Origin of the sequence: Leisingera sp. NJS201 (assembly GCF_004535885.1) — a bacterium.
GTDB lineage: Bacteria > Pseudomonadota > Alphaproteobacteria > Rhodobacterales > Rhodobacteraceae > Leisingera.
Map to the genome: position 1 here is coordinate 3,507,501 of NZ_CP038234.1, position 16,510 is coordinate 3,524,010.

The 16,510-nt window shown below is 59.0% G+C and carries 12 protein-coding genes, 1 tRNA gene and 3 pseudogenes; 6 read left to right on the forward strand and 10 right to left on the reverse strand.

Annotated features, from left to right (window positions below; genetic code table 11):
* Positions 1-826: 826 nt before the first annotated feature.
* Both ETW23_RS17220 and ETW23_RS17225 read right to left on the reverse strand, forming a co-directional pair.
* Positions 827-1,552, reverse strand: a complete 726-nt coding sequence (locus tag ETW23_RS17220) for an NAD(P)-binding domain-containing protein (RefSeq protein WP_134830744.1) — start codon at positions 1,550-1,552, stop codon at positions 827-829.
* Position 1,553: 1 nt separating this feature from the next.
* Positions 1,554-3,599: an NADH:flavin oxidoreductase gene (locus tag ETW23_RS17225; protein ID WP_134830745.1), complete on the reverse strand. Its 2,046-nt coding sequence runs from the start codon at positions 3,597-3,599 to the stop codon at positions 1,554-1,556.
* Positions 3,600-3,738: 139 nt separating this feature from the next.
* Between ETW23_RS17225 and ETW23_RS17230 the strand changes: the two genes are divergently transcribed.
* Positions 3,739-4,353 carry a TetR/AcrR family transcriptional regulator gene (locus ETW23_RS17230; RefSeq protein WP_134830746.1) on the forward strand — a complete coding sequence of 205 codons (615 nt, stop codon included), beginning with the start codon at positions 3,739-3,741 and terminating at the stop codon, positions 4,351-4,353.
* A gap of 129 nt (positions 4,354-4,482) precedes the next feature.
* On the opposite strand, the gene fdhF is transcribed toward ETW23_RS17230, so the two are convergent.
* From fdhF to ETW23_RS17250, 4 genes and pseudogenes are all read right to left on the reverse strand, one after another.
* Entirely contained in the window at positions 4,483-7,257 is a 2,775-nt protein-coding gene (gene fdhF, locus ETW23_RS17235; protein WP_129369428.1) for a formate dehydrogenase subunit alpha, read from the reverse strand.
* A gap of 3 nt (positions 7,258-7,260) precedes the next feature.
* Positions 7,261-8,949 (reverse strand): NAD(P)H-dependent oxidoreductase subunit E, encoded by a 1,689-nt coding sequence (locus tag ETW23_RS17240; protein ID WP_134830747.1) that lies wholly within the window; start codon positions 8,947-8,949, stop codon positions 7,261-7,263.
* A 95-nt stretch (positions 8,950-9,044) separates the two neighbouring features.
* Positions 9,045-9,952: pseudogene (locus ETW23_RS17245) on the reverse strand (LysR family transcriptional regulator).
* 53 nt (positions 9,953-10,005) lie between these two features.
* A complete protein-coding gene (locus ETW23_RS17250) occupies positions 10,006-10,659 on the reverse strand; it encodes a winged helix DNA-binding protein (protein ID WP_247676996.1) in 654 nt (217 codons plus the stop codon).
* Positions 10,660-10,874: 215 nt separating this feature from the next.
* Between ETW23_RS17250 and ETW23_RS17255 the strand changes: the two are divergent.
* Positions 10,875-11,138, forward strand: a pseudogene (locus ETW23_RS17255) (transposase); the annotation flags it as partial.
* Between the two features lie 177 nt (positions 11,139-11,315).
* Positions 11,316-11,501 carry a hypothetical protein gene (locus tag ETW23_RS17260; protein ID WP_134830749.1) on the forward strand — a complete coding sequence of 62 codons (186 nt, stop codon included), beginning with the start codon at positions 11,316-11,318 and terminating at the stop codon, positions 11,499-11,501.
* A gap of 1 nt (position 11,502) precedes the next feature.
* Here ETW23_RS17260 and ETW23_RS25440 read toward each other — a convergent pair whose 3' ends face one another.
* Positions 11,503-11,979 (reverse strand): aromatic ring-hydroxylating dioxygenase subunit alpha, encoded by a 477-nt coding sequence (locus tag ETW23_RS25440; RefSeq protein ID WP_134830750.1) that lies wholly within the window; start codon positions 11,977-11,979, stop codon positions 11,503-11,505.
* Positions 11,980-12,082: 103 nt separating this feature from the next.
* A pseudogene (locus tag ETW23_RS26155) lies at positions 12,083-12,879 on the reverse strand (IS3 family transposase); the annotation flags it as partial.
* A gap of 78 nt (positions 12,880-12,957) precedes the next feature.
* Here ETW23_RS26155 and ETW23_RS17280 point away from each other — a divergent pair.
* Positions 12,958-14,087 (forward strand): IS3 family transposase gene (locus ETW23_RS17280; protein ID WP_134828802.1). Its coding sequence is split into 2 segments (ribosomal slippage): positions 12,958-13,192 and positions 13,192-14,087, totalling 1,131 coding nucleotides; the frame shifts between segments, so codons are not numbered across the junction.
* 128 nt (positions 14,088-14,215) lie between these two features.
* Here ETW23_RS17280 and ETW23_RS17285 read toward each other — a convergent pair.
* Positions 14,216-14,509, reverse strand: coding sequence for a transposase (locus tag ETW23_RS17285; RefSeq protein ID WP_134830753.1), 294 nt, complete (start codon positions 14,507-14,509; stop codon positions 14,216-14,218).
* A 155-nt stretch (positions 14,510-14,664) separates the two neighbouring features.
* Between ETW23_RS17285 and ETW23_RS17290 the strand changes: the two genes are divergently transcribed.
* Positions 14,665-14,883, forward strand: coding sequence for a hypothetical protein (locus ETW23_RS17290; RefSeq protein WP_134830754.1), 219 nt, complete (start codon positions 14,665-14,667; stop codon positions 14,881-14,883).
* Between the two features lie 674 nt (positions 14,884-15,557).
* Here the strand turns inward: ETW23_RS17290 and ETW23_RS17295 are convergent.
* Positions 15,558-15,633 (reverse strand) — tRNA-Arg (locus ETW23_RS17295).
* A 328-nt stretch (positions 15,634-15,961) separates the two neighbouring features.
* Between ETW23_RS17295 and ETW23_RS17300 the strand changes: the two genes are divergently transcribed.
* Positions 15,962-16,507 carry a GNAT family N-acetyltransferase gene (locus ETW23_RS17300; protein WP_254695058.1) on the forward strand — a complete coding sequence of 182 codons (546 nt, stop codon included), beginning with the start codon at positions 15,962-15,964 and terminating at the stop codon, positions 16,505-16,507.
* The last annotated feature ends 3 nt before the right edge of the window (positions 16,508-16,510 follow it).

Consider the following 16,510-nt stretch of genomic DNA (forward strand, 5'->3'; position numbering starts at 1 on the left):
ACCTCTGCACATCACTGGTTGCTTTAACAAAACACTCAAACACGGGGGCTTGAGACGCCTTGCGATCCGACCCGGCTAGGAACCGGAACTGCAACCAATTATTCTCTGTCTGTTGTGCTTGGTTTCAAAAGAAACCGAAGCCGAACAAGACAGTGAAGCTGACACTCAATCATCGGAAGCGAACTTCCTATGAGCGTTGATATACAGACGTTGATCCATCGAAACGAACCAAACCGCCCACATATCTCTTCAGTTATCCATCAATGTCAAAGAGCAGCACCAAGAGGCCAAAAACAAGACCGATGCGCCAGTATTCCCCAGCGCGCCCGCCTGTCAGATCTATCAAAGTGCCTCAGTCTCTCCTGAGCGTCCGGCCGCCTCTCCAGCCCGTCCCACCGTCTCTCCGGTGTGTTTCCCGTCCCGTCCTGCGTTCCCGCCGTCCCGTCCGGTGTGTCTCAGCAGCATCTCGTCGCTGCCGGTGAAGGGGGTTCTAAGGTTAGACCAACAAACCCGCAAGCCAAAAAACAGCAAAAACCGAACTTTCCGAAGAGAAAAGATGAAAATAAAACAAAATCAACAACTTACATGCCAAAAAAGTCAGCAATACTGACCCGGATGCTGCGGCCGCAAACGCCTCGGAACACCCAAAACACCCCGCCACGGGACTTACCCACAGACCAGCCCAGCTTATCCACAGACCCGCCGCCAGGAATCACAGCAAATCACCCCGGAAAACGAGTCGCCACGGACAAAGCCCGAAAGAGAACAGCACAAAACAAAAAGACGGCCCAAACAGGACCGCCTTCCTATTCAATCAGTTTGCCCTTCAGCCTTCGAGGTTACTCAAACCCTTCGAAAGGCTGCTGCGAAGTCCGGCGTCCTCCATATGCAACCGCAGCCGCTGGTTATAGCCTCCCGGGGTGTTCAGTGCTTCGATCAGATCCGCGCAGCCCGAAGCCTGCAGGCTGGCCGACACCAGCATCCGCAAAAAGGTCTCGCCCTGCGCCTTGTCTGAGACCCGATCGCCGAGCCATTCCGCGGCATCCCCCACCAGGCGCGCCGCTGGTGAGAGCACAGCCTGAGCTGACAGATACGCATTCAGTTCTCCCTCATCCTTAAGCACAAAGATCTGATTGTCCGGCTCGAAGAGACTGCCAAGCAGCGCGGTATTCCCCAGCGCCATGACCGGAGAGCCGCCCTGTGCGATACCCGGAAAGGGGATCATAACTGCAACGGCTTCAGCCGGCGCGGTCAGTTCTGCCACGCGGCCAAGATCCGCACCGGCCATGAAGGAGACCACCTGCTGATCTTCGCGGAAGGCCAGCTCCTTCAGAATGCCCTCAGCAGACTCAGCCATCAAGCCGAGGAAGATCACATCGCTGGCGTCGATCACTGCCTGGTTTCCGGTAACGGTCACGTCCTCGAAAGCCTCAGCAAGCGCTGCGGACTGTGCCTTGCTGCGCTCCGAAACCGTAATCTGGTGGCCCTTGCCGGCCAGTCCCCGCACCACGGCAGAAGCAATGGTGCCGCATCCCAAAAATCCCAAACGCATATCAGATATCCTTCATCAGCCGCAGCGCATCATAAACCGCCGCATGGGTGTTGCGGGCAGAAACCGCATCACCGATGCGGAACAGCTGGAACTGCCCTTGCGGGTTGGAGAATATCTTCTGCGGCCGGCCCGCAATCAGTGCGCCTTGTTCGATCTCACCGCGATTGGACGACTGTTCCTTAAGGTCGAAGTACAGGTCATCCAGCGGCAGCGTCCCGTAGTTGAGAACCACCTGATCATAACCGGCCTCATACACATGACCGCTGTAGTCTGTCCCGATGGAGGCCGTCAGCTTATTGCCGGTCCGCGCTACCTCCAGCAAGCGGCGGGTCACGGTGAAGGTGACGTCCTTGTCCTGCAGCGCCCGCATGTAAGGCACCAGGTTCATCGCCATGATGTCCGGGGCAAAGGTCCGGTCAGGAGTCATCACCTCGACCCTAGCGCCAGCATTGGCGGCGATCTCTGCTGCCATCAGCCCAGGATGGTCGCCGCTCTCGTCATAAACCAGCACATTTGCGGCCGGTTTCACGTCACCGGAAATAATGTCCCAGGCAGAGACAATATGCGAAGCCTCGCCACGTGTTTCGAACAGTTCGGTGTTTGGCAAACCTCCCGTCGCGACAACAACCACATCCGGATTCAGCGCTGTCACATCTGCGGCCTCAGCCCAAGTGCTGAAGCGGAACTCCACGTCCCGCGCGGCGCATTGAGCCATGCGCCAATCAATGATCCCGATCATTTCTGCCCGGCGCGGGTTCTGCGCTGTCAGGCGGATTTGGCCGCCCGGCTCTGCCGCAGCTTCAAACACGGTGACATGATGACCACGCTCTGCCGCCACCCGCGCAGCCTCAAGCCCGGCGGGTCCGGCACCAACGATCACAATCTTCTTGCTGGCCCTGGCAGGCGCAAATTCATGCGGCATCGTCAACTCGCGGCCCGTCGCTGCATTGTGAATGCACAGCGCATCCCCCGATTGATAGATCCGGTCCAGGCAATAGGTGGCCCCCACACAGGGGCGGATCTCATCCTCGCGCCCTTCCATGATCTTCTTCACCACATGCGGATCAGCCATATGGGCGCGGGTCATGCCAACCATGTCCAAAAGCCCCGCGGCAACCGCATGGCGGGCAGTTGCCACATCCGGGATGCGGGCGGCGTGGAATGTGGGCATGCCGGTTGCCTTCTTCACCTCTCCGGCAAAATCCAGATGCGGGGCTGATTTCATGCCCTGAACCGGGATCACGTCGGTCATCGCAGGATCAGTATGGATGCGGCCACGGATCACGTTCAGAAAATCCACCATACCGCTGCCCGCCAGGCGCTTGGATATCTCAAGGCCTTCTTGCGGAGTGATGCCACCCTTCTGCGCCTCATCCGCCGTGTAGCGCAGACCGACGATGAATTCCTCTCCGACCCGGTCCCGCACGGCCTGCAGCACGTCCATCGGGAATTTCATCCGGCTCTCCAGCGTCTGGCCGCCGTATGGCCCGTCCAGATCATTGGTCAGCGGCGACCAGAACTGATCCATCAGATGGCCATAGATCTGGAGTTCGATCCCATCCATCCCGCCTTCTTTCATCCGCTCTGCTGCATCGGCGAAATCGCTGATGATCCGGGCGATATCCCAATCCTCAGCCAGTTTCGGAAAGGCGCGGTGCGCCGGTTCGCGGTGCCTGGACGAGCTGACAGAGGGCAGCCAGTCGCCTTTGTTCCAGCCAGTGCGGCGTCCAAGGTGGGTAAGCTGGATCATCACGGCGGCGCCATGTTCATGCACCTGATCCGTCAGGCTGCGGATCCACGGCACCACCTCGTCCTTATAGGCAAGGATATTGTTGAAGACCGGCGGGCTGTCCTTGCTGACTGCAGCAGACCCGGCGGTCATCGTCAGCGCCACGCCCGCCTTGGCCCGTTCCGCGTGATAGGCGGCATAGCGTGCCTTGGGCATCCCGTCTTCCGGATATGCCGGTTCATGACTGGTGGTCATGATCCGGTTGCGAAGCGTCAGGTGCTTCAGCTGATAGGGCTGCAGCAGCGGGTCCTTGGACATGATGCGGATCTCCTGGAACGATGTCTGGGCAAGCGCGGCATTGGCGAGTCGCCAACCATTCTTGACATATATGTCAATTAAACATTCATACCTGTCAAGAAAAGTTGCACCCGCCCTGCCCCGCTGTTATGGCTGCCACATGGACACTCAGGACATTACCCGCACCAGGCTGGGTGACGAAGACTGGCTATCAGCCGCTTACGAAGTATTGACCGAGAGCGGCGTGGAAGCCGTGAAAGTGATGCCACTGGCCAAGCGGCTTGGCGTGGCCCGCACCAGTTTCTACTGGCACTTCAAAGACCGCGAGGCGCTGCTGGAGGCGATGGTGCGGCGCTGGGAGGAAAAGAACACCGGCAACCTGATCGCCCGGTCCGAGGCTTATGCGGAAACCATTGCCGAGGCGCTCTTCAACCTGTTTGACTGCTGGATTGATGCTGACCTGTTCGACTCCCGGCTGGATCTGGCCATCCGCAATTGGGCGCGCAATGACCGTGACCTGCAGGCAAGGCTGGACCAAGCCGATACCCGGCGCGAGAAGGCACTAACAGAGATGTTCATCCGCTTTGGTTTCGACGCCGGCGTCGCACTGATCCGCGCCCGGGCGATGATCTACACCCAGATCGGCTATATCTCGATGCAGGTGCACGAAAGCACGGAATACCGGATTTCACTTATGCCCGGCTGGGTTGAGGTTTTCACCGGCGCGCCGCCGTCAAAGCGGGATCTGGACCGTTTTCTGGCCCGCCACAGCTGATGTAACTTACCGCTCGGAGCACAGGCCGGCCGCCTGCCTCAAATGTTCCGCTGGATAACCTCAAACGCAAAACGGGCGCAAAGCCATCAGCTCCGCGCCCGTTCTGATCTCGCTCACACGCGGCCGGGATTACTCGGCAGCGATCTGGCTTTCTACCTTCTCAACCCGGACAGCCGAGAACTTGAACTCGGGGATCTTGCCATAGGGGTCGATAGCCGGGTTGGTCAGGATGTTTGCTGCTGCCTCGACATATGCAAAGGGCACAAACACCATGTCCTCGGCAATTGCCCGGTCAGCCCGTGCCATAATCTCAATCGAGCCGCGGCGGGTGGACAAGCGCACCATCTCGCCCGGCTCCACGCCCATCGCCCGCAGGGTTTTGGGGTTGAGAGAACAGTTCGCTTCCGGTTCCACAGCGTCCAGCACCAGGGAGCGGCGGGTCATCGACCCGGTGTGCCAATGCTCCAGCTGGCGGCCGGTGGTCATGATCATCGGATACTCCGCATCCGGTGCCTCATCCGGCGGGATCACCGAGGCCGGAGTAAAGCGGGCGCGGCCTTCGGGACGCGGGAAGCCATCGCCGAACACAATCGCCTGACCCGGGTCGGTCTCATGCAGCGACGGATAGGTGATGGTCTCGGTCTCCAGACGCTCCCAGGTGATGTTGTTCAGGGACTTCATGTTCAGCTTCATCTCGTTGAAGACTTCGCTGACGTCCTTGTAGTCCCAGGGCAGGCCGATGCGCTGCGCCAGTTCCACGGTGACTTTCCAGTCCTCACGCGCCTCACCCGGAGGCGCCACTGCGGGACGAACACGCTGCACCTGGCGGTTGGTGTTCGACACGGTGCCGTTCTTTTCATAGAGCGCCGAGGCCGGCAGGATGATGTCGGCATAGTTCGCCGTCTCGGTCAGGAAGATATCCTGAACGATCATCAGCTCCAGCTTGGCAAAGGCATCGCGGGCGTGATCCGCATCCGGGTCGGACATCGCCGGGTTTTCACCCTGAATGTACATGCCCTTGATATTGCCGGCATAGGCCTGGTCAACGATCTCGGTCACGGTGAGGCCCTTCTCGTTCGAGAAGTCGCCGCCACCCCAGACATCGGTGAAGGATTTGCGCACATCATCCGACGTCACGGTCTGATAATCCGGCAGGAACATCGGGATCAGGCCCGCGTCGGACGCGCCCTGCACGTTGTTCTGACCGCGCAGCGGGTGCAGGCCGGCACCCGGCTTGCCCACATTGCCGGTCATCAGGGCCAGCGAAATCAGGCAGCGCGAATTGTCGGTGCCGTGAATATGCTGGGAGATGCCCATGCCCCAGAAAATCAAACCAGCATTTGCACCAGCAAAGATCCGCGCCACACGGCGCAGCTGGTCCGGTTCGATGCCGCAGATTTCCGACATCTTCTCGGGTGTGAACTGCTTCAGATGCTCTTTTTCAGCTTCCCAGTTCTCGGTCCAGCGGTGGATGTACTGGCTGTCATACAGTTCTTCCTCGACGATCACATGCATGATCGCGTTGAGCATCGACACATCCGCGCCAGGGCGGAACTGCAGCATCTCGGTCGCAAAGCGACGCATGCCGACACCGCGCGGATCCATCACGATCAGCTTGCCGCCGCGTTTGGTGAACTGCTTAAAGTAGGTTGCCGCCACCGGGTGGTTTTCGATCGGGTTGGAGCCGATGATGATCGCCACATCCGCGTTTTCGATCTCGTTGAAGGTCGCGGTCACAGCACCGGAGCCAACGTTTTCGATCAGCGCCGCAACCGAAGATGCGTGGCAAAGACGGGTGCAGTGATCAACGTTGTTGTGTTTAAAGCCCTGGCGGATGAACTTTTGGAAAAGGTACGCCTCTTCGTTGGTGCATTTTGCCGAGCCGAAACCAGCAACCGATTTCGGGTCTTCATCGCGCAGCTTCATCAGGCTTTTGCCAGCCAAATCCATCGCCTCTTCCCAAGTCGCTTCGCGGAAGTGGGTGGAGAGATTGCCCGGGTCGACATTCAGGCCCTTGGCCGGCGCATCGTCACGGCGGATCAGCGGCTTGGTCAGGCGGTGCGGGTGGTGGATGTAGTCAAAGCCAAAGCGGCCCTTGACGCACAGACGGCCTTCGTTTGCCGGGCCGTTGATGCCCTCAATATGCTTGACCTTGCCATCCTTGACCTTGAGCGAAACCTTGCAGCCGACGCCGCAGAACGGGCAGACGCTTTCGGTCTCGCTGTCATAGTCTTTCAGGTCGCCCTGACCTGCATCGTCCAGTACCGCAGAAGGCATCAGCGCGCCGGTCGGGCAGGCCTGCACACATTCACCACAGGCCACACAGGTGGACGCGCCCATCGGGTCGGCAATGTCAAATGTCGGATAAGCATCGTGGCCGCGGCCGGCCATGCCGATCACGTCATTGACTTGAACTTCGCGGCACGCGCGGACGCACAGACCGCAGGAAATACAGGCATCCAGGTTCACTGACATCGCCACATGGCTATCATCCAGCAGCGGGATGCGGCCCTCTTCCAGCTTGGGGAAGCGGCTTTCAGTGACGCCGTTCAACTCGGCCATGTCCCACATGTGGGAGGACTTGTCGTGCGCCTCTTCCTTCTTTGGCTGGTCAGCCACCAGAAGTTCCATCACCATCTTACGGGCATTCTCAGCCCGCGCGTTATTGGTGGTGACAACCATGCCATCAGCAGGCTCGCGGATACAGGAGGCCGCCAGCGTGCGCTCGCCTTCGATCTCGACCATACAAGCCCGGCAGTTGCCGTCCGGACGGTAGCCCGGCTGCGGCTTGTGGCACAGATGCGGGATCTTCAATCCGCGGCCGTTGGCGACTTCCCAGATGGTCAGGCCTGCGTCTGCCGTGACCTGTTCGCCATCGAGTGTGAAAGTGATTTTATCGCTCATGGCTTATACCTCCTCGGGGAAGTGTTTGATAGTCAGGCGGATCGGGTTGGGTGCTGCCTGGCCCAGACCGCAGATCGAGGTATCGACCATCGCGGCACTCAGCTCTTCCAACAGCCCCTGATCCCACTTCTTTTCGCCCATCAGCTTCACAGCTTTCTCGCAGCCCACCCGGCAGGGGGTGCACTGGCCGCAGCTTTCATCTTCGAAGAAGCGCAGCATGTTCAGCGCCGCATCGCGGGCCGAGTCCTTGTCGGACAGAACCACAACAGCGGCGGAGCCAATAAAGGTGCCATGCGGCTGCAACGTGTCAAAGTCTAGCGGGATGTCGTGCATCGACGCAGGCAGCAGGCCGGAGGACGGGCCGCCCGGCTGATAGGCCTTGAAGGCGTGGCCATCCAGCATTCCGCCGCAGGCCTCGATAACATCGGTGATGGTGGAGCCGGCAGGCAGCAGATGCACACCTGGGTTCTTCACCCGGCCCGACACGGAATAGCTGCGCAGGCCCTTGCGGCCGTTCTTTTCAACCGAATTCAGGCACTCCGGCCCTTCGCGGTTGATCTTGCAGACCCAGTACAGGGTTTCGACGTTATGCACGAGGGTCGGACGACCGAAGACACCCACCTGCGCTACAAACGGCGGACGGTGGCGCGGCTCGCCGCGCTTGCCTTCGATGGACTCGATCATCGCGCTTTCTTCACCGCAGATATAGGCACCAGCCCCGCGGCGCAGATCGATGTAGCCTGCCTCGACGATACCTGCGTCTTCCAGCGCCTTGATCTCAGCAGCGAGGATTTCCAGCACCGCCGGATATTCGTCACGCATGTAGATAAAGGCTTTCTCGGCCTCTACCGCCCAGGCGGCCATCAGCATCCCTTCAAGGAAGACATGCGGGGTGCGTTCCAGATAGTAGCGGTCCTTGAATGTGCCGGGCTCACCCTCGTCGCCGTTCACGGCCAGGTAACGCGGGCCCTCGTTGGCGCGCACAAAGCCCCATTTGGTGCCGGACGGAAAACCAGCACCGCCCAGACCGCGCAGGCCGGCTTCTTTGACTTTCGCTTGAACCGCTTCCCAGTCACCGTTGGCACGCAGGTCTTTCAGCGTGGCGTAACCACCTTCAGCCTCATAAGCTGCAAAGGTTTCGTATTCGGGGACATGCGCGTGGGTATCATCCGCCGCGATCGCCGCTTCGACCTTTTCAACCGTGGCATGGTCGATGTGGTTGTGGCCAATCTCCAGCACCGGCGCGGTATCGCAGCGGCCCATGCAGGGTGCGCGCAGCACGCGGACCTGGGAGGCGTCCAAACCGTCTTCCAGCGCCTTCTGCAGCGCTTCGGCACCTGCCAGTTCGCAGGACAGCGAGTCGCAAACCCGGATGGTCAGAGCGGGCGGCGGGGTCTCGCCCTCCTTCACCACATCGAAATGGGCATAGAAGGTGGCCACTTCATAGATTTCCGCCTGGCCGGTGCGCATCTCCTCCGCCAGCGCCCGGATATGCGCGGCGCTGAGGCAGCCGTATTTGTCCTGAATCAGGTGCAGGAACTCGATCAAGAGGTCACGGTTGCGCGGGCGGTCACCCAGCAGCTCCTGAACCTCGCTCAGCGCAATGTCGTCAACCTGGCGGCCTTTGGGCGTCTTGCGCCCTTTGCCTTTGCCGGACTTCCATACGCCCTTGCTATCATCCAATGGTGCCATGGGGTCCTCCAGTCAGCACGTAATTCAACCCGAAATGCCATCAAGAATGAATATCGTCAAATCTAGAAAACCGATTGCACGATAAGCTGTGCTTATCACGCCATTTGCGGCATCCCATCGTCCACAAACGTCGCAACCACCTCTTTTAAAGCGCGCACAGTTGTGAGTTCCGGTGTCCGGTCCAGAGAAGCGATGCAAATCTGCCGGGTTTGTTCCGGCTTGTTCAACGTCAGCACCCGGGTTCCGCCGAGGTTTCCCAAGGCTTGCATCAACGCACGCGGCAGAATCGTCGCCACCGAACCTTCACGTGCCAGCACCATCGACGCCATGAAACCGTTGGATTCGGACACAATCTCCGGCTTCAGACCCAGATCGGCAAAGATCCGGTCCAGAATGCGGCGGTTCTGCATTTGCTGATCCAGCAAGCTGAGCGGCAGCTCTGCCGCATCAGCCCAGCTGATCGCATCGCCCCGGTCCGCCACCATCTGCTCCGGCGCCAGCAGAACATAGCTTTCCTCATAGAGCGGCTGAACTGTCACCAGATCCCGGCCCATGCTGTCGGAATAGGTAATCCCGGCATCAATTGTACCATCATAAAGGCGCTGCTGAATAGCCAGCGATGTGGTGACTTCGACGCGGGCCAGGATCCGAGGATAGGCCAGATGCACCTGATCCACCAGCTGCGCGGCCCAAGCGGTGGCGGTCGGCACCACCCCAGCACCAGAGTGCCAGTCACTTCGCCGCGGGATGCCGCAATCTCCTGCTCCAGCGCCTTGGCATCGTCCAGGATCGAGCGCGCCCGGCGCACAATCATCATGCCTTCCTCGGTCAGCCCTTGAAACCGGTTGGCCCGGCGCACGATGGACAGACCCAGGCGTTCCTCCAGATTGCGGATCCGCATCGAAAACGCGGGCTGCGAAATACCGCAATCAGCAGCGGCCTTGGCGAAATGCTGATGCCGCGCCAGCGCCGTCAGCAGCTGAAGGTCTTTAAGTTCGATCATGACCGAACCTTACGCTGCCGCTGCCGCACCGCGCAATGGGATCTGCTGCGCCCTCAAGAGCCGCTGCGCGCTTCGGCCTGACGAACAGCGACGCCGAATAATTCGGTCAATTCTTCCAGGGTTTCCGCAGCGCTGTGCAACCGTCTGGTTAGATCCGGGTGCCCCGCCAATGCCTGCAGCAGCAGGCGTCCACGGATATCCTGCAGTCTCTCTGACACATGGCAGCCTTCCTCAGTCAAGCTGTAGGTGACTCCGGAGCGGCCCGCCCCTTGCTTGCGGGTCAGCCCGGCAGAGGCAAGTTTGCGCAAGGAATACTGGATGTTGGGAATGTCGGTCCGGTTGGTGGCCCGGGCCAGTTCCTTGATCGTTTTGGACTGGCCGCCCTTGCCGATCAACTGCAGCAGAGTAATCTCTGCACTTGCCAAGGACACGGTGCTGAGCAGCTCAAAACTGCCAGCTTGCCATCGGGTCAAACCCTCTCCCGCCCTTTGAATCGCCATCTCCAGCATATGCAACGGGCCATCCGGCGACATCTCAACAGCCGTGTCAGCGGCCAGGCCGGCAGTCAAACAAGATAAAGGGGAACGGTCGACTTTGTTATCCAACGAACAACTCCGGAAAAAATAAATTATAGCTGCCCTGAAAAGGCATGAAGACAGCGGATCAGAAAATGTCTCTGCCCAAAGCCGCCTGTCTGGCAACGGCATGCAGTCAATCCCTGCATGTAGCGGCGGCGTCGGAAGTCCTTCTGAAAAACCTACTCAAATTACCCGCAACATATCCAACCAATTCCAAGAGATTTCAATACCCGGCGTCGCCATCTGTTGCGCAACACCAAAGGTGGCCTGAAAAATCTGAACAGCCGAGTTAGGTGGATTTTCCGCTCCTGATCCGGCAGCGTTGCCGGGACGAAGGAGTGAAAATGGCTAGACGGCCACGGCGAAACCTCAGCCCTGCCATTAAGGCGAAAGTCGCTTCGGCAGCATTGAAGGGCGACAAGACGATGAGTGAGCTGGCGACGCATTTAGGCGTGAATCCGAACCAGATCAAGCAGTGGAAGGGTCAGCTTCTGGATGGCGTGACGGATGTCTTTGACGACACGCCGAAGACTTCCAAGGAGCCGGATGTCGATGTCAAAGCGTTGCATGCAAAGATTGGCCAGCTGACGCTGGAGAATGATTTTTTTGAATGAGCGTTCGCCAAAGCCGGTCTGTTGGGGAGCGGTGACTTTGCGACACATCTGGAAGAAACCACCGCAGTTGTCGGCCCGATTGCAAAGCAAGCCACACAAAAATGACGGCAATCCGGTACGCCGGGCAATACCTCGGCGTACCGTCTGCAACACCAGACGGAGGCTGAAATTATGAAAAATTGGGCCATTGAAGCAACGAGCCTGGTGCTGTTTCTGCTTTTGGGGGCGGCCTGTGTCTGGGCAGCGACCCAAATCACCGGGTTCTCGTTTGACCCGCTGGGATCCAAATTCGCCGCTTGCTTCATCGCAAGTCCGCCGCATAATCAATCCAACCAGATGAGCCACATCCTCTCTTAGCTCAGACAACCATCTGTCCCAAAAACCCTGACGACGGACAGTAGCATTCGTTGAAATTCTCGGCAACGACCTTCCAGTTGGCCGATGCCAGCCGCCCGGTCAGCGCCGCCCGGTGGTAGCTTTCATGGTTCGGCGCATAGTCCCGGATCTCCGGAACCGCCTCTGCCGCCAGCTCCACAAAGGGCATAGCCTCTGCATCCAGGTTGACCAGCACCAAGCCAAAGAACACCTCCACCCGCACCTGGCGCAATCGGTGCTGCGCTTTGTCGAAACCGGTGAAGCTCGTTGCATTGGGCGCGGCACGCAGCTGGCCCGTGGTGTCATAGGTCCAGGCGTGGTAGGGACAGGTCATCTTCTTGGCGCAGCCCTTCCCCTCCAAGAGTTCATGGCCGCGGTGGATGCGGACATTGTAGAAGGCCCGGATCTCCCCGTCCTGGCCCCGCATTACGATGACGGAAGTGCCGGAGACATCTTCCACCACGTAATCGCCCGCATTGGGGATATCATTTGCATGGCCGATCAGCAGCCAGCAGCGGCGGAAGTGAGCTACTCCCCAATTGTTGGACAGGTTCTGGCGTAATTTAAGCTACTCTCTGCTCCTGCTGATCGGGTTGGGTTTTGTGTTTTCTCAGCCAATAGACCACGGCCGGGGGTTTGCCGCCAAGGGCGGAATGTGGGCGTTTTCGGCTGTAGAACTCGATCCACTTTCCGACGCCGACCTTCGCCTCTGATCCGGTCTCCCAAGCATGCAAGTAGACGCATTCGTATTTCAGGCTCCGCCAAAGCCGCTCGACGAAGATGTTATCGAGGAACCGGCCTTTGCCATCCATCGAGATGCGCACACCGGATCGCCACAGCCTGTCCGTCCAGGCGAAGGACGTGAACTGGCTGCCCTGATCTGTATTCATGATCTCGGGCGGGCCGAACTTGTGGATGGCCTCGTTCAGCGCCTCGACACAGAAGTCCGCTTCCAGCGTGTTCGAGATGCGCCAGGCCAGCACCTTGCGCGTGTGCCAGTCAATGATCGCCACCAGATACAGGAACCCCTTGCGCATTGGCAGATAGGTGATGTCCGCCGCCCAGACCTGGTTCGGGCGCCCCACCCGCAGACCACGCAGCAGATAGGGGTAGGTCTTGTGCCCCTTCGCAGCCCTGCCCCCTCTCGCACATGCTTTGCATGTGCTGCCGGGCAGCGGGTGTTGGGCTTCTGGTAGATCGGCATGAGCCCCATCACCCTCATCAGCCGCCTGATCCGCTTTTCGTTCACCAAATGACCTTCATTGCGCAGATGCCAAGTCATCTGCCGCACACCGAAGAACGGCGTTTCCAGGAACTGTTCGTCGATCCGGCGCATCAGCATCAGGTTCAGAGCCGTCTCGCCTTTGGGCTGATATGGACCTGCTTCACTTTTGTTCCGGTTTTCTGCGAGCAATGCTCGCCATAGAGGAGACCGGAAATGGCACCCAAACACAGTGACGATTTCAAACGCGAAGCGGTTCGGATCGCGACAAGCAGCGGGCTGACGCGTCGCCAAGTCGCGTCGGATCTGGGGGTCGGCCTTTCGACCTTGGGCAAATGGATACGTCAGTTCTCGGACGATCCTTCTACCGCGACCCAGGATTCTGAGCTTCGGCGCGAGAACGAACGCCTACGCAAAGAAAACCGCATTCTTCGGGAGGAGAGGGAGGTGTTAAAAAAGGCGGCAATCTTCTTCGCGGGTCAAAAGCAATGAGATTTCAGTTCATTGCGGATTACCGCGGGGATTTGCCACGCAGCCATTTGTGTCGCCTGATGCAGGTGACGGATCGTGGTCTTCGGGCCTGGCGGCACAGGCCGCCGTCACGCCGCCAACGTCGGGATATGGTGCTCTTGGCGCATATTCGAGAGCAGCATCGCTTGAGCCTGGGCAGCTACGGTCGTCCGCGCATGACGCAGGAACTCAATGAACTGGGCATCCATGTCGGGCAACGCCGTGTGGCGCGGATCATGCGTGATAACGGCATCCAGGTGCTGCGCAGCCGCAAGTTCAAGCGCACGACCGACAGCAATCACACCTTCAATATCGCGCCCAACCTGTTGCGTCAGGATTTCACCGCAAGCGCCCCGAACCAGAAGTGGGCGGGAGACATCACTTATATTTGGACCCGCGAGGGATGGGCCTATCTTGCTGTGATCATCGACCTCTATTCGCGACGGGTGATCGGCTGGGCCCTGAGCAACCGCATGAAACAGGATCTGGCCTTGCGCGCTTTGGACATGGCGATTGCCCTACGAAAGCCGCCCCCGGGCTGCATCCACCACACTGATCGCGGCGCCCAATACTGTGCCCACGAGTATCAAAAGCGTCTGCGCAAGCACGACTTGGTGCCGTCGATGAGCGGAAAGGGAAATTGCTATGATAATTCGGCCGTCGAGAGCTTCTTCAAGTCGCTGAAGGCCGAATTAATCTGGCGCCGGACCTGGCAGACCCGCAGAGAGGTCGAACTGGCCGTCTTCGAATACATCAACGGCTTCTACAACCCACGCCGACGGCATTCGGCCATCGGCTGGAAATCACCCGTGGCTTTCGAAAAGATCGCCGCCTAACATGAGCTACACACCGGAACGAAAACGGTGCAGGTCCAGATAATAGAACGACGACCGCGAGATCGACAGCAGCTTGCACTGCTTGCTAATGGGCAGATTGGCATTGGCAGGCTCGATCATTTTCCTCCTCACTTGCCGATCCACGGTTTGAGCTTTCGTGACAAAAAATCGTTGGCAACGGCCAGCTCCCCAATCTTGGCGTGCAGCTCTTTGACCTGTTCTTCGTCAATCTCCTGGGGCTTCCTGCCGCCGCGCTTGAACACGCCGGACGCGCCCTCCAGAAGAGCCCGCTTCCAGCTGTGGATCATCGTTGGGTGAACGCCAAACTGGCTCGCCAGCTCAGCAACAGTCCGCTCGCCCTTCAGAGCCTCAAGCGCGACTTTCGCTTTGAAATCGGGCGAATGGTTCTTCCGTTTCGACATCTCTGATCTCCTCTTCGTCGAAGATCAGCAGACAGCAAATCGCAGCTTACGTCAGTGTCCGAAATTCAGGGGGTAGCTCAGCGCCCCTGGAAGCCGGACGCCCTGCGGGACCTACCGGAAAAGATCCCTTCACCGACCCCGATCTCCCCCTTAAAATGGGGTTGATCGGTCGTGTTATCGGCCACGGTGAAGAAAAAAAGGGCAACATTGCCTTTATCGCCCTAATCCTTGCAGTGTTGCTTTTGTTGGGGTGCATTGGCGCATTGCTAAATGTAGATGATAAAAGCGACACTCAAGTTTTGACGGGCATGATCACGCCAGTGTTCGGCATCATTACGGGCGTTATCGGCTTTATTACCGGCACCAAAAACTAACTGAGCCGATCGTCGAAGAGTAACCAGTCCGCCATCTACCTGGCTTTCCCTTATGCGATCCGACAAAGTCCTGGAAAGTGGACCTTAGCCAGAACTGATTGTCATTGCTCGGGAACACGCGAGTTTGCACTTGCAGCGATTGTCTCCTCTAGCGGGCCGCGCCGCAGCACTGAGTCATTGTGGCGAGTGACCGCAATAGGCCGTCCACGCCGAACGGCCCAAGTGAGCCAATTTCAACAGCTACAGCTATTGTCAGTGCGTCTGCAAATTCGTCGTAGAAAATTGCGCCAGCGCGCTGACCCCAATCCGCTTTTCCAGTTTTAGATGCCTACAACCGATAGCAGCCACCTACGCCGCTGCTTTTTTTTGAGAACCAACGGGATTTTGACAAGCCAATCACCCCTGGCCGTCAGGGTGAGGGCACTGCCTTCCCCTTCGGGCAACCCTATTAGACAGGGCCGTGTCCTCGGTTGCGCCTGCGGGCCGCACCAACCCTGTCGAATAGGAATGCCTCGCCCTCTCCCTCGTTCGCCACGTGGCAGATCAGCTGGAACAGGCGCCTTCGGCGTCTGACCTGCAAGTCAGCCGCGAGCGTATAGAACCGATGGAACGGGGAATGGAACGACTATGGGTGCCAAATGGCAAAACTATGCGTCGTCCTACAAAGAAGATAATGGCGGACCGAGGAGGATTCGAACCCCCGACCCTTGATTCGTAGTCAAGTACTCTATCCAGCTGAGCTATCGGTCCACTGCCGCGGGGTGTAATCGCAGCTCCGCACAGGCGCAACCCCAAAAGAGATCAATGCCCGTATTTCTTGCCTGCCTTTCCCGCCAAAGTGCACAGGCGGTTGAGCACTGCCAGCTTCTGCAACCACAGCCCGGCTAAATGTGGTATAAGGCCAAAGCTGACGATCTCGCCACCGCCCCTGAGCTAGGGGAGGCAACACTTAGAAACGGAATAAGGGGACAGAAAATGCCGGACCGGCAGTCCGCAGAGTTACAGCTCAGGCCGCTGGAAGCGGAAGACCTCGCCACTATGGCCGGCTGGTTTCAAAATGTGACCGACCTGGCCTGCTTTGACCGCGCTGCCCGGTCCCCCTCAGCCTGCCTGCCAGTGCGCAGGCCTGGATCCCCCTGCCGGTACTGCGCCGGATACCAGCAAGTGCTGGTTTGCAATTGTTACAAATACCAATGCACTGTGCGGTATTGCCGGGCTGGAAAGCATCTCCATGGTCAACCGGGACGCCATCATTGCGCTTTTCATTGAGCAGTCCAAGCGCCGGCAGGGCATCGGGATCCGGTCGCTTGCGCTGCTTCTCGACTTTGCATTCCGTCAGATCGGGCTAAATCGCATTACATCATATTACCGTGCCGACAATACCCGCAGCGAGGAACTCACCACGCGCGCAGGCTTCGCAACCGAAGGCAGGATGCGAGCAGCCTGGTATGCAGAAGGCCGGTACTTCGACATGATCACAGTAGGCCTCCTCAGGGAGGAATGGGAGGCCAGCCGCAGGGTTCTCGCGCAGGAACTTGACGCCAGTGTGAAGGCAGGCTTCCACGGCGCGGAGATTACAGGCTGGGCCTGGCCGCCGGGCCCGGCAGATCCGCCAGCAGGCTGACCG